The organism is Nitrospirota bacterium, assembly GCA_013388455.1.
Taxonomy (GTDB): domain Bacteria; phylum Nitrospirota; class Thermodesulfovibrionia; order Thermodesulfovibrionales; family SM23-35; genus JACAFF01.
On the sequence record JACAFF010000004.1, the window covers coordinates 42,481 to 57,311 of the forward strand.

Genomic DNA, 14,831 nt, shown 5'->3' on the forward strand with positions numbered 1-14,831 from the left:
TTGTCAAAATTAATTTATATACAAAATTCGAAAGAAAATTATGTCCAAAAATATACGTAATTTTTCAATAATAGCTCATATTGATCATGGCAAATCCACACTCGCTGACAGGATACTCGAATATACAGGAGCTCTTGGCGCAAAGGAAATGACCGACCAGGTTCTTGACTCCATGGATCTTGAAAGAGAAAGAGGGATTACAATTAAGGCTCACACAGTAAGATTAAAATATCGAGCAGAAGACGGTCAGGAATATATTTTAAATCTTATTGATACTCCAGGGCATGTGGATTTTTCCTACGAGGTTTCAAGGAGTCTTGCTTCATGCGAAGGTGCTTTGCTTGTTGTTGATGCATCACAAGGTGTCGAAGCACAGACAGTTGCTAATGCTTATCTTGCTCTGGAACATAATCTTGAGATGATTCCAATTATAAACAAGATAGACCTTCCAAGTGCTGAACCTGAAAAGACAAAAGAACAGATTGAAGATGCAATTGGCATTGACTGTTCCGATGCAATTCTAACAAGCGCAAAAGAGGGAATAGGAACTAAAAAAATTCTTGAATCAATTATTAAGAATATCCCTCCACCAGAAGGCGATGATCAAAAACCTCTAAAAGCCCTTATTTTTGACTCCTGGTTTGATAATTATCAGGGAGTAATAGTTCTTGTGAGAATATTTGATGGCTATATCAAAGCTGGTAAAAGAATCAAACTAATGGCAACAGATAACGTATTCGAAGTATCCAGTGTAGGAATCTTTTCGCCAAAGATGGAGTCTGTCAATATTCTTTGTTCTGGTGAGGTAGGGTATATCATAGCAGGCATTAAAAATGTAACAGAAACCAAGATAGGAGATACTATAACCGATGCAGATGACCCTGCTAAAGAACCGTGTCCTGGATATAAGGACATCAAACCAATGGTTTTCTGTGGTATCTATCCGACCAGTCCTCATCAATATGAAAATCTTAGAGATGCTATGAACAAATTAAGACTGAATGATGCATCATTCAGTTATGAACCCGAAACATCTTTAGCACTAGGTTTTGGTTTCAGATGCGGTTTCCTTGGATTGCTTCATATGGAGATTATACGTGAAAGACTTGAAAGGGAATTTAATCTCTCACTTTTAAGCACTGCACCAACTGTTATTTATAGAGTTACAAAATCAAAGGACGATATCTTTTTTATAGAAAATCCTGCTTTATTGCCAGATCATTATGAAAAAATAGAAGAACCTGTTGTAATTGCAACAGTCTTTTCTCCTAAGGATTTTATTGGACCAATTCTTGATTTATGTCAGGAAAAAAGAGGTATTCAGAAAAATTTTACATTTATCGGCAAAGACAGGATTAGAGTGGAGTATGAACTACCTCTCAATGAGATATTATGGGATTTCTATAACCGTTTAAAATCTATTTCAAAGGGATACGCATCTTTAGACTATGACTTTTTAGGATACAGGGAATCCGATCTTGTAAAACTTAATATTCTACTTAATGGGGAATTAGTAGATGCTCTCTCTTTGATAGTTCACAGGGAAAATGCTTATTATAAAGGACGTGATTTATGTGAAAGGCTGAAAGATGTCATTCCACGACAATTGTTTGAAGTTATCATACAGGCGTCTATTGGAAATAAAATTATAGCAAGAGAAAGTATAAGACCACTCAGGAAAGACGTTACTTCCAAATGCTATGGTGGTGACATTACACGAAAAAGAAAGCTGCTTGAAAAACAGAGAGAAGGCAAGAAAAAAATGAAACAATTCGGGAAGGTCGAACTTCCTCAGGAGGCCTTTTTAGCTGTCTTAAAAGTTAGATGACAGGCAAATCTCAATGGTTGAATTCTTATACATTCATATACCGTTCTGTATAAAGAAATGTCTTTATTGTGATTTTATATCAATTCCCTATAATATATCGTTAGTAGAAGATTATATTAATGCCTTATGCAAGGAATTAACCCTTAAAAAACATCTGGCTAAAACTCTAAAATCTATTTACATCGGTGGCGGCACACCTTCCATTTTATCTGAAAAATGCTTTCAGCAAATATTCTTATGTTTAAAAGACAATTATAATCTCTCATCATATATTGAAATAACCGTAGAAGTAAATCCAGGAATGTTTAATGAATCAAAACTTACCAATCTGCTTTCTTTGGGTGTTAATAGGATAAGCATTGGTATTCAGTCATTTGATAACAGAGAATTGCAAATACTCGGAAGGATTCATAACTCAGCAGATGCAATAAAAGCAATTACACTGATAAAAAAATCTGGGCTTAAAAACTATTCGATCGATTTAATGTATGGGATACCAGGACAGACAATAGATTCGTGGAAGAAATCTTTATCAAAAGCGATTGCATTTTCACCAAGCCATATCTCTGCTTATGAACTTACTCTCGAAGAAAATACACCACTATTTGAGATAATAAAAAAATGGAAGAATAAAGGAACTTCAAGAAAATTAAAAATGTTAGATGAAGACATAATCCTTCAAATGTATAACTATACCATAGATTATTTAGCAAATTCTGGATTTGAACATTATGAAATATCAAATTTTGCAGTTCCAGGCTACAATTGTCTCCACAATATTAATTACTGGGACAGAGGACAATATATCGGCACTGGAGTAGGAGCACATTCTTTTATCGGTAATTTACGTTCTGAAAATACAGGTAATATTTATCGTTATATAGAAGACCTTAGAAAAAGTAAAATTCCTGAAACATACTCCATACAATTAACTCCAGATGAATCACTAAAGGAACTCATATTCCTCGGGCTTAGAAAAAGAAAAGGAGTTAATATTTCGAAATTAAAAGTTTTTAAACCAATCCTTCTTCAAGAATGTGAGGAGCTTTTCAAATTAGGGTATATGGTTATTGAAAAAGGTCACCTGAGATTGACAAGAAAAGGCATTAACATTTCTAATAAAATCGTGCTGGAAGTATTTGATAGTTTAGGTCTTTAAATTATTATGACGCAATTTTTTAGAGCAAAATTTGAATACTTTAGAAATAATCTCAAACAACGAGATGAAGAGTTATATTATGAAGCGTTTAACTATCTCGAAGAAATCTTTCAAACAAATGGATTACAAAAAGTTAAAGAACTCGCAAAAATTTATCAATCAAATATTGAAGAAATAAGCCCATTCATTGAAAATGCAACACAAATAGTCTGCCCATCGTGTCAAGAAGTATGCTGTATCAATAAACATGGATATTATAATTTTGAAGATCTAATATATTTCCATGCTATAGAATTAAAACCTCCTGTTTATAAATCAGTTGGTAACGATTCAGAACCATGTCAGTTTCTAACCCCTGAAGGATGTTCCTTAAAGCGATCTCTTCGACCTTCGGGATGCAACTGGTATTTTTGCGATCCTTTACTCGAATATATTGAAAATTTGCCTGAATATAATAAGTTTGATGATAAAATAAAATATTTAGCAGAAATCTGGATAATGATGATAGAAGAATTTTCTAATTTATAAATATATTGTATGGCAAAACCAATTGTTGTCATAGTCGGAAGACCTAATGTAGGTAAATCCACGCTATTCAACAGGATGACACGAACAAATGCTGCTATCGTTGAATCAATACCCGGTGTCACTCGTGATACAAACTACCTCGATACTGAATGGGAAGGCAAAAAATTCATTGTCGTTGATACAGGTGGCTTTTATGTAGCACCCCCAGAAAATATTTTCATGCAGGTAAAAGAACATGCTATGTTTGCTATTGAGGAAGGTGATATTGTAATCCATCTTCTTGATGGAAAAGATGGCCTTACTCCATCTGATAAGGAACTTGCAAAAATGCTCAGGGCATCAGGGAAGAATATCCTCTGGGTTGTAAATAAAATTGACAGTCCAAAACATGAAGATAAGCTGCTGGATTTTTATGAGTTAGGCACTGATACACTGTTTCCTTTGTCAGCAATTACCGGTTATGGCTATAGCGATTTTATGGATAATCTTGTTTCATTTCTGCCTCATACTATAGAACAAAAGCTTGATTATCCGAAGATTGCAGTAGTTGGAAGACCAAACGTTGGAAAGTCAACACTGGTGAATACTTTACTTGGGAAGAAAAGAATGATAGTAACTCCAGTCCCTGGAACAACAAGAGATGCGGTTGACAGTATATGTACTTATTACAAAAGGAAATACCTATTAATAGATACTGCAGGCATTAAAAGGAAAGATAAATTTGGATATTCACTTGAACGATTTTCTATGATAAGGGCACTGAGAAGTATTGAGAGATGTGATATAGCGCTGATTGTCCTTGATGCTGGTGATGGAATTGTTGAACAGGATCAGAAGATAGCAGGCATCGTAGAACGATATGGAAAAAGTGCATTGTTCCTCTTAAATAAATGGGACATTATTAAATCTCCTGAAGATATGTATAAAACATTAACCCTTGAATTAAAGAGAAAGATGTGGTTTATGCAATATGCACCTGTTCTTACTATTTCAGCAACTGAAAAGACAAGGGTAACAAAAATTTTTCACATCATTGATGAAATAATGGGAGAAAGGAGAAAGAGAATACCTACAGCAGAATTAAACAGATATTTTCGGGAGATCAATGCTTCTCTATCACTACCACATTTTAAAGGCAGGCCCGTAAAACTTTATTATATTACTCAGATTAAGACCGAACCACCTTCTTTTACTGTTTTTACAAATTATCCTGCTGCAATAAGCGAATCTCATATTCGTTTTATGGAAAAAGTTCTCCGTAATAATTTTTTATTCAGTGGAACACCTGTAAGGATCTACATAAAAGGAAGGGAAAAAGAAAAAAGAGGTTAATTAAATGAAGTATTTCAGAATTATCTTTAAAAGTTTTATTGATTTTATCAGAGATAACGGTTTCATGCTTGCAGGATCACTCGCTTATTTTTCTATGATGGCATTAGTTCCTTTATGTATTTTTTTAATCACAATATTCGGTTATATTTTAGGGCACTATCACGGATTCTATGAGTTTTTTTCAAACAGGTTGATCAGCTTCTTTCCAGAGATCACATCTAACATTACAAAAGAACTCGGGAATCTTATAAAATTTAAAGGGATTGGTACCATAAGTTTGATTTTGTATGGTATCCTTTCATATCAGGTCTTTGCCTCATTACAGAATGCTCTAAACACTATTTTCAAAGTTAAAAAAAAGAGAAAATTCATCTGGTCAATTATTGTTTCATTAACTATCGTAACCCTTATGATTCTGATTCTCATAGTATCTTTTATGGCTACATCTCTCATCCCCCTACTCAGGGCATTAAAACAATTATTCCCTGAATTAAAAGTAGGATTGATAACAGCTTTTTTAATACAGTATTTTATCCCCTTTTTAATGATTTTTTTCAATGTATGCATTATTTATATCTTCTTTCCAAAAACAAAAGTAAAGATATCAAACGCTTTTATTGGTGCTCTATTCACAACAACTCTTCTTGAAATTGCCAAACACATATTCACGTGGTATATTGGGACGATAGCAAAGTTCGGAACAATATATGGTCCCATGACAGCATTTGTCGTTTTTCTTCTCTGGGTTTTTTATTCCTCGTGCATATTTTTAATCGGTGCTGAACTCGTATATAACATGGCTAATTATAAAAAAACATAGCTCCGAGAATATTTTATAGAATTAATTGCAATAAAATAATTTTTTTACTAATATGTAATATGAAGCTCGGTGAAGCCTTAGTTAAAGAAGCTCTGATTACCAGACAGCAGCTTGAACTTGCTCTTAAAAGACAGACACAATTCGGTGGTAGAATTGGAACCAATCTTATTGAATCAGGTTTCATCGAAGAGGAAGACTTGTCTAAATTTCTGAGTACTTATTTCAAAGTTCCATCTGTTAAGGCTGATCAAGTTAATGCAATTCCAGAAGAAGTTATTAATACTGTAAGCAAAGAAATTATAGAAAAATATAGAATTCTTCCATTTAGAAAAGAACGAAATAGACTGCATATTGCTATGCTAAATCCAAAAGACATTAAAGAAATTGATGAACTACGTTTTATAACAGGCTATGACATCATTCCATATGCCATAACTGAACTAAGGCTAATTCATACTCTTGAAAAATATTATGGAATCAAAAGAGATATCCGTTTTATAAGTCTAACAGATAGATTTACCACTGAAAATGTAAAAGAAGAAATTTCCATAGATAATATTAAAAAAGCATTTACAGATGTTAAAGATACAGAGGATGTTGCAGGCATTCTATTAAATGAGATTTTCAAAATAGCTCCACGTATTGCTATCTTTACAGTTAAAGGAGAAAAACTGATTGGATGGAAAGCAAGAGGGTTGGATATTAATAATTTTGTTATTTCAGAAAATGAATCTCCTATTTTTTCAGAGGTTATTCGAACAAAAACAAATTACAGAGGACCTATTATCAATATAAAACAAAATGAAAGTCTAATAAAAATTTTATCAGGTACTCCACAAGATGTCCTTATACTACCGATTGCGATAAGAGAAAAAGTAATAGCTATAGTCTATATAGATAATGGTAACAACGCTGTTTTAAATGCAAATGTTGGATATATCTCAATGCTAACATCTATGGCTGCTATCGCTTTTGAGATTCTGATTCTTAAAAAGAGAATCCTTGATATGGGAATAACAAAATAATAATTAAATACCTGCCTTAAATATAATATAAAACATTCTTATGGATATATTTAATCTTATTAAAAATGTTTCGGCCGAAACACCTGACCCAGAAAGCTCTACAAAAAATCTCCAGAAACTTTTAAAAAAATCTCCAGAATTTATTGAAAAATATAAAAATCAAATCCACTATATTGCCAGATTATTTTCCTACAGCCAGTTTCTTTCAGACTATACAATAAATAATCCTGACAAGCTTTCATTCGCATTGAATAATATTAAACAGCCAATCACAAAACAGAAGATACTGTATGATTCACATACAGAATACAGAGAGATTTACAAACATGCTCCTTTTACATTTAAAAAAGATTTTATGAAATTCATTCGAGATTTAAAAAAAAGATACCTTCTGATAATTACTCTTAGATATGTATGTGGAATAACCGACCTTTACAGAAGCATGTCAGAGTTGACTTCACTTGCTGAAGCAATTTTTGAGTTAACACTTGATGCTGCATTTATGATAATGAAAGAAAAGTTTGGTGACATCAAAGATCGTTCTTTTTGCATAATATCTCTTGGAAAACTTGGTGCACAGGAACTCAACTATAGTTCAGATATTGATATTATTTCTGTCTATCGCTCTTCAGATTATATGTCTTCAGGCATTATTTCACAAACAGGTGTTAGAACAAACAAAATCGAATCCCATGAATATTTTTGCAGACTTACAGGACTATTTTCCAGCTTACTTCAATCACCGACAGAGGATGGTATAGCATACAGAGTAGATATGCGGTTACGTCCCAACGGGCAGAAAGGCGATATCTCTCACTCGCTCAAGGCATACAGCTCATATTATGAAGCATGGGGTAAGACATGGGAAAGGATGGTATTAATACGGGCCCGTCCTGTTACCGGTGATATTCTCCTCGGCAATCTATTTATTGTAGAGATTGAACCATTTGTCTGGAAAAGATCAATTGACTATAACGATATTGAAGAGATTATTGATATGAAAATTAAAATAGATAATATTCATGATACAAATGATATTAAACGTAGCTACGGCGGTATTAGAGAAATTGAGTTTTTTGTCCAGACTTTTCAGCTTTTATATGGTGGCAATAAAATCAGTCTCAGGTGTGGGAAGATGAAAGATGCGCTTAATGCATTGTTGAAAGAAGAAATTTTGAATTCAGAAGATGTCTTGAGACTTTCAGAAAGTTATTCTCTCATGAGAAAGATTGAACATATTCTTCAGATGAAAGATGATCTTCAAACACATAAATTACCAACAGAAAAAAATGAACTTAAAATACTTGCAAGAAAGCTAAACTTTAGGAGCGAAAAGAAATTCTCATCAGAACTTAGATTAAAAAGACTCATGATCAGGGATATGTATAATTCATTGTTTGGGCTTCCAGATGTAAAACAGGATTTTATGTTACTAATTAATCAATACCTACCTGAACAAGGAGTTTTTGATTACCTTTCATTTAAGGGTTTTAAATATCCAGATTCAGCATTAAAGCATATAAACACTTTCAATGAAAATATAAACACCTTTAAAACCATAACAGAACGTAATCTTCTTAGAAAATTAATGTCTCTCTTCATGGAATATATAATTCAATATGAAAATAAAGATACATTATTAAGGATGTTTGTTACATTTATGCAAAAGATAAACAAACACAAAGCCTATATTGACATACTTTTGCAACGAAATGATCTTAGAGAAATTATTGTAAATATATTATCTTCGAGCACTTATCTTACAAGAACGTTACTAAGTCTTGACAACGTCGAGGGTATTTTTGAATACCATGATACAATGATAGATTTCAAAACATTAGAAGATCGCCTCTACAATATACTAAAAAATAGCAAAGAACCTTTGATATCACTAAGAGATTTCAAATTAATTGAAGAATTGAAATCAGGAGTGCTTTTTCTGAAAGGGTTACATGACGTTCATTCATTTACAAACATATTAAGCAATCTTGCCGATACTGTAGTGAGAGCTCTGACAAAATATTTTAAATCTGATTCTGATTTTGCAGTTGTAGGGGCTGGTGCCTTTGGAGCTATGGAAATGAATATAGGTTCTGATCTTGACCTTCTTTTTATCAGCACAAATGACAGTCTTTATTCGAAGGCAGAAGATATAATCAGATTTTTATCAGAGTATACTTCAAAAGGAATAGCATATAAAGTTGATATGCGTTTAAGACCTGATGGTTCAAAAGGTATATTGCTAAATAATATAAAAGCATATGAAAATTATTATTTTAAATCTGCACATCTCTGGGAAATACAATCTCTTCTTAGAGCAAGACCTGTTGCAGGTGACAGGTTTCTTATGAGAGATTTTGAGGATATGAGGAAAAAGATAATTATAACTCGTGGAGGACAGATTACGGGTTCTTATATGAAAGATATCCGGAAAAGGATCATTAAAAAATTTTCAGAAAAAACATCATCATATGATATCAAAAGAGGCATGGGTGGAATTAAAGAAATAGAATTTTTAGTGCAGTATCTTCAGATGAAAAATGCATCACATTATCCTGATCTTATTTCGTCCAATACCCTTAAGTCGCTCAAGAATCTTTTCAAAATAGGCATAGTCGACATAAATACAGAATCCATACTTTCACAATCATATACATTTTTAAAAACTATCGAAACTCTTCTCAGATTAAATGAACTGGATGTTCTAAAGATAAATTCTGATATAACTGATATAATAGCAAGATTTATGAATTTAAAAAACAGTGAAGAACTCAAAATTAAGATTGAGGATATCAGGTTAAAAATAAATAGAATTACTGATATGTATTATAGCTAACCAAGATTGAGATTCTGATTTTACCATGTCAGTTTTAATACCAAAAAATACTATAAAAGAAGGGCCTGGAACCATAGAAGATTTTCTCAAACAAGAGAAATTTTCTTATACTATTTTGGAATTAGAATCTGGAGAAATTCCTCCAACGTTAGAGAATTTTACAACCCTCATCATTCTTGGTGGTCCAATGGGGGTATATGAAATGGACAAATACCCTCATCTTAAAATAGGCTCCCGTATTATCAGAGAAGCAATAAACAGAGATATGAAGATAATGGGTATATGTCTTGGATCACAGATGATTGCACACTGTCTTGGTGCAGATGTTTACCCCGGACATAAAAAAGAGATTGGCTGGTATCATATAGAGCTGACAGGTGAAGGGTTAAAAGATCCTCTGATGAGAAAATTTGCTATTCATCCTCGTGTTGGAGATTTCTGGAGACGCTTTAAAGTTTTTCACTGGCATGCTGATACTTTTGATTTACCTCATGGTTCAGTTCTTCTTGCAAGCACAAAATTATACAAAAATCAAGCCTTCAGATTCGGGGAAAATATCTATGCATTCCAGTTTCACATAGAAGTTAAGAACAACATGATTTACGAATGGTTTAAAGATACTCCAGACTGTAAACTAATACTTGAAGAAACTGAAAATGTTTATTATGAATATTACGGTAGAGCAATGAATTTCTATAAAAAATTCTTTAAAAAATGATAAACATAAAAAGAATGAGGAGGGAAAAATGGAAAAAGTAAAAGTTAAAGGAGTTGTCAAAAAACCGCGAGATAAAAAAGATGTTATGGAGCTTGTAAAAAAACATAACGTAAAATTTATTAGACTATGGTTTACAGATATCCATGGCCAACTTAAGAGTTTTGCTGTTCCGGTAGAGGAACTCGAATTTGCCTTTAATGAAGGGATGGGTTTTGACGGATCTTCTATAAAGGGTTTTGCAAGAATTGACGAGAGTGATATGATTGCCAGACCTGACCCAAAAACTTTCGTAATTCTTCCATGGAGGCCTAAAGAAAGAGCAGTTGCAAGAATGTTCTGCGATATATTTGAACCTGATGGTTCTCCTTATAAAGGTGACCCTAGATATGTCCTCAAAACAAATCTTGAAAAAGCTCTACAAAAAGGTTTTACATTTTATATAGGTCCTGAACTCGAATATTTTTATTTTAAGTCCGATAAAGCAACGGAAACACTTGATGAGGGAGGTTATTTTGATTATCCTCTTGATGCAGCAGAAGATTTACGTAGAGATACAATACTCGCACTTGAATCAATGGGAATCAAAGTAGAATATTCACATCATGAAGTTGCCCATTCACAGCACGAAATAGATTTACGTTATGAAGATGCGCTGACAATGGCTGATATTGTAATAACACATAGGATAATCGTTAAAGAGATTGCCAAGCAGTATAATGTTTATGCTACATTTATGCCAAAACCTATATTTGGTCAAAATGGAAGCGGTATGCATACCCATCAATCCCTTTTCAAAGATAATCAGAATGCCTTTTTTGATCCCAAAGATCAATACTTTTTGTCTGATATAGCAAAAAAATACATAGCCGGGCTACTGACTCATATTAAAGAGATAACTTTAGTCCTGAACCAATGGGTAAATTCGTACAAAAGGCTTGTGCCGGGTTTTGAGGCTCCTGTTTATATATGCTGGGCACGTAGAAACAGATCCACCCTTGTTCGCGTTCCTCTTTACAAACCAGGAAAAGAAAAGGCAACTCGTCTTGAACTTCGTTCACCTGACCCTGCCTGTAATCCTTATCTTGCATTCGCTTGTATGCTAAATGCCGGACTAAAAGGTGTCGAAAAGGGTTATATTCTGCCTGAACCTATTGAGACAGATGTTTATCACCTATCTGAAGAAGAACGGAAAAAGCTTAACATAGATACATTACCGGGTAGTCTAAATAGAGCCATAGAATATGCTGAAGAAAGCGATTTACTGAGAGAAACTCTCGGTGATCACATATTTGAACAATTTATAATTAGTAAAAAAGTAGAATGGGATGACTATCGAATAAAAATTCATCCATATGAAATTGAGAAATATCTGCCAATACTTTAACTTTACTGTTTCTCAGGTTCTATGTGAACTACGATATCAATAATCGAAGGGAATTCCTTTTTTATTTTCTCTTCGATATTATCAGCTATACGATGGGCTTTTTCGATTGGTAGATTTTTGTCAACAACAACCGCCATATCAAGATATACAGCATTCTCTTGACCTCTCGTTCTTATATTACGACAGCCTCTTACACCATCAATTGAATTAACAACACCCTCTATTATTGCAGTATTAATACAGACAGTATCAACAAGTATATCTGAAGCTCCTTTTATAATTTTAAAACCAATTCTTGCTATAAGAAATGTAATAATAACACCAACAATAATATCTGCATAATAATATCCCATTCTTGAAAAAATGAGGCTTGCTATAACAGCAATGGATGCAAATATATCACTTTTTGTATGCATTGCATCCGCTATTAAAATTTCACTGCATAGTTGCTTGCCTTTCTTAGATTCATAAAGCATAACTATTATATTTATCATCATTGTTATAAACATCACAGTAAAACTCATGAATGTTACACTTGTTTTATGCATATCCTGAAAAGAGAAATATACTTTCTTTAATATTTGAAAACAAGTCAAAAAAATCATGATGGCAATGATAATTGTAAATAATGTCTCATATTTCTTATGTCCGTATGGATGCCTTTCATCAGGAGGGTGCGACGCAATCCAGATACCGATAAACCCAACAATATTTGAAATACCGTCAAAAAATGAATGAAATCCATCGGATGTCATAGCAATTGAGTTTGTTGCATACCCATATATAATTTTCATAATAGCAACAAGTGAATTCAATACCAAGGTTAATAAGAGGACTTTTCTTACCTGAAGGCTGTAATCCTTTACTTCTAAAATATTCCTTCCCATCTTAAACTGAACTCCCTGAACCTTCCTTCCATAATAGATTTTCTCATATTTCTGAAAAAATTCATATAGAAATAAAGATTGTGAATTGTGTTCAGTCTCATAGATAGTATCTCTTTGGATAAGAATAAATGTCTTAGATAGCCACGGGAATAATTCCTGCACGTATAACAGTCACACTCTAAGTCGAGAGGTCTTTTATCAGACTTGAATTCTTCTCGTTTAATGCTGATTTTCCCACTACTTGTAAAAAGTGTTCCATTTCTTGCATTTCTCGTTGGCATCACACAGTCGAACATATCAAAACCTGCCTCAACACTAAACAATATATCTCTTAAATCACCGATTCCCATAAGGTATCGTGGTTTATCAATCGGAAGAAAGGGAGCAGTGAATGATATCATTTTATACATCTCTTCCTTTGGTTCTCCCACACTCAAACCTCCAACAGCATATCCATCAAATCCTATTGATACAAGTTCATCAATGCATCTTTTTCTGAGACCCTCGAACATGCTTCCCTGAATAATTCCAAATAATGCTTGTTTTTTATCTTGTAACTTTTTACACTCTTTTGCCCATTGAATAGAACGTTCAAGAGAAAGAAGTGCATATTCATAAGTTGTGGGATAAGGGGTACAGTCATCGAGGACCATCGCTACATCTGAGCCAAGTGAAGATTGAATATCCATAGCTTCTCGAGGGCCTATAAAATGCATTGAACCATCAAGATGTGACTTGAAATGCACTCCAACATCTTCTATCTTTCTTAATGCTGACAGACTAAAAATCTGAAAGCCACCGCTGTCTGTTAGAACAGGTCTATCCCAATTCATAAAAGTGTGAATACCACCAAGAGATGAAACAATATCATGACCAGGTCTGAGGTAAAGATGATAAGTGTTGCATAGTATTATTTCAGTGCCTATCTCTTTCAATTCATCCGGTGACATAGCCTTCACAGTCCCTATTGTTCCGACAGGCATAAATACAGGGGTATGTATTGAACCTCTTTCTGTTTCAAGAATACAGACACGTGCATTTCCATCAGTTCTTATAACCTTAAATTGCATTATAGCCTTCTAATAGCAGATTAAATCGTAATTTGATATGAAATTATATATTATTGTATTCTTCATAATCTTTTTTTAGTAAACGTTTCCATAGTCTTAGCATACTATCTTCTTCTTACTTCGTCTAAGTCTTTTAATTTTTCATCAACCGCCTGAACCATTTTCTAATAGATAATGAGTAATCTTATTCTGCCTTAACCCAAAAAATGCAATTGAATAATGCAGATGTTGCGAGAAAATTTATTTTTCGATACTTTAGTGCACCTTTAACTAATGGTTTTACGAATATTTTTATCCATAAAACAAATAAGACAAATCCGATAATTCATCGAGTTAAATAAATTTTTGAGCAATGTCTGCATTATTCGGGTTAAATCTTTTGTATTATATAAGGTAATAAAGGATAATGATTACAGGCCAGATGATTAGTGCGACAGAGTGGCCTAATGGCTTGCAAAAAATAGTTAATGGCATAGCGAAAAGCCTTGCAAAGAGCTGTGTTACAGCCAGCATCACAAAAAACATCAGAACATCGATGAACATATAATTGACCTCCGAGATTATTGAATTAAATATACGTGCAATAAACCTTGCCAGTCAAGGTCGCAATCCCTTTTTCATCAGGTCAGCCCGGCTCCGCCAGAGTGAACGTCGAAAGTTAAAAGTGATTCTACTTTCCCTCAACCGAGTTGATCATCTTGCTCAGCATCGCCCGAAGCTCCTGACACATCTGCTCCCTCTCTCGAAAAATCCCTTCATTTATGTAATTCAAACTCTTGAGCTTTTCATACCAGTCAATAGTCTCATTTGCCGAACCACGAGCTATATAGAGATAGTGCTCATATTCCTTACCACGCCTCCTACCGTATCCTTCCGCTATATTCGCCGTGATCGATGAAACGCTTCGAATTATCTGATTAGCAATGATCCGCCCCACCTCTGTCTTGGGAAAACCTTCAACATCTCGTACCACGTCTTTAAATAAATCCATACCCTTTTGCCATACCTGTAACACCCGAAAATCCTTCACTCGTTTCCCATTTCACTTTCATCTTTCACTTTCATCTCCGCCTCAGGCGGGTTGTCGCAATCCCTTTTTCATCAGGTCAGCCCGGCTCCGCCGGAGTGAACGTCGAAAGTTAAAAGTGACACTACTTTCTCTGCAAATGTTTCTTCCCCTTTCACTTTCATCTTTCACTTTCATCTCCGCCTCAGGCGGGTTGTCGCAATCCCTTTTTCATCAG

General features: G+C 33.8%; 13 protein-coding genes. 9 read left to right on the forward strand and 4 right to left on the reverse strand.

Annotation, left to right across the window (positions count from 1 at the left end):
• Nucleotides 1–37: 37 nt before the first annotated feature.
• Genes lepA through HXY53_01835 form a run of 9 tightly spaced genes read left to right on the forward strand, consistent with a single transcriptional unit; the run spans nucleotide 38 to nucleotide 11,630 of the window.
• Complete coding sequence (gene lepA, locus HXY53_01795) at nucleotides 38–1,828, forward strand: elongation factor 4 (protein NWF75304.1); 1,791 nt, start codon at nucleotides 38–40, stop codon at nucleotides 1,826–1,828.
• A gap of 13 nt (nucleotides 1,829–1,841) precedes the next feature.
• Nucleotides 1,842–2,987, forward strand: coding sequence for a radical SAM family heme chaperone HemW (gene hemW / locus HXY53_01800; protein ID NWF75305.1), 1,146 nt, complete (start codon nucleotides 1,842–1,844; stop codon nucleotides 2,985–2,987).
• 6 nt (nucleotides 2,988–2,993) lie between these two features.
• Entirely contained in the window at nucleotides 2,994–3,515 is a 522-nt protein-coding gene (locus HXY53_01805) for a hypothetical protein (GenBank protein ID NWF75306.1), read from the forward strand.
• Between the two features lie 9 nt (nucleotides 3,516–3,524).
• Nucleotides 3,525–4,847, forward strand: a complete 1,323-nt coding sequence (der, locus tag HXY53_01810) for a ribosome biogenesis GTPase Der (protein ID NWF75307.1) — start codon at nucleotides 3,525–3,527, stop codon at nucleotides 4,845–4,847.
• Nucleotides 4,848–4,851: 4 nt separating this feature from the next.
• Nucleotides 4,852–5,667, forward strand: a complete 816-nt coding sequence (locus tag HXY53_01815; protein NWF75308.1) for a YihY/virulence factor BrkB family protein — start codon at nucleotides 4,852–4,854, stop codon at nucleotides 5,665–5,667.
• A 59-nt stretch (nucleotides 5,668–5,726) separates the two neighbouring features.
• Nucleotides 5,727–6,692 (forward strand): hypothetical protein, encoded by a 966-nt coding sequence (locus tag HXY53_01820; protein ID NWF75309.1) that lies wholly within the window; start codon nucleotides 5,727–5,729, stop codon nucleotides 6,690–6,692.
• 40 nt (nucleotides 6,693–6,732) lie between these two features.
• Nucleotides 6,733–9,528 carry a hypothetical protein gene (locus tag HXY53_01825; GenBank protein ID NWF75310.1) on the forward strand — a complete coding sequence of 932 codons (2,796 nt, stop codon included), beginning with the start codon at nucleotides 6,733–6,735 and terminating at the stop codon, nucleotides 9,526–9,528.
• Nucleotides 9,529–9,553: 25 nt separating this feature from the next.
• Nucleotides 9,554–10,246, forward strand: coding sequence for a type 1 glutamine amidotransferase (locus HXY53_01830; protein ID NWF75311.1), 693 nt, complete (start codon nucleotides 9,554–9,556; stop codon nucleotides 10,244–10,246).
• 28 nt (nucleotides 10,247–10,274) lie between these two features.
• Nucleotides 10,275–11,630 (forward strand): glutamine synthetase, encoded by a 1,356-nt coding sequence (locus HXY53_01835; GenBank protein NWF75312.1) that lies wholly within the window; start codon nucleotides 10,275–10,277, stop codon nucleotides 11,628–11,630.
• A gap of 2 nt (nucleotides 11,631–11,632) precedes the next feature.
• Here the strand turns inward: HXY53_01835 and HXY53_01840 are convergent, their stop codons facing one another.
• From HXY53_01840 to HXY53_01855, 4 genes are all read right to left on the reverse strand, one after another.
• On the reverse strand, nucleotides 11,633–12,517 hold the full coding sequence (locus HXY53_01840) for a cation transporter (protein ID NWF75313.1): 885 nt from the start codon (nucleotides 12,515–12,517) through the stop codon (nucleotides 11,633–11,635).
• Entirely contained in the window at nucleotides 12,499–13,587 is a 1,089-nt protein-coding gene (gene tgt, locus HXY53_01845; GenBank protein NWF75314.1) for a tRNA guanosine(34) transglycosylase Tgt, read from the reverse strand. The genes HXY53_01840 and tgt overlap by 19 nt, the downstream gene beginning before the upstream one ends.
• A gap of 384 nt (nucleotides 13,588–13,971) precedes the next feature.
• Complete coding sequence (locus tag HXY53_01850) at nucleotides 13,972–14,130, reverse strand: hypothetical protein (protein NWF75315.1); 159 nt, start codon at nucleotides 14,128–14,130, stop codon at nucleotides 13,972–13,974.
• A 127-nt stretch (nucleotides 14,131–14,257) separates the two neighbouring features.
• Nucleotides 14,258–14,578: a four helix bundle protein gene (locus HXY53_01855; GenBank protein NWF75316.1), complete on the reverse strand. Its 321-nt coding sequence runs from the start codon at nucleotides 14,576–14,578 to the stop codon at nucleotides 14,258–14,260.
• Between the last annotated feature and the right edge of the window lie 253 nt (nucleotides 14,579–14,831).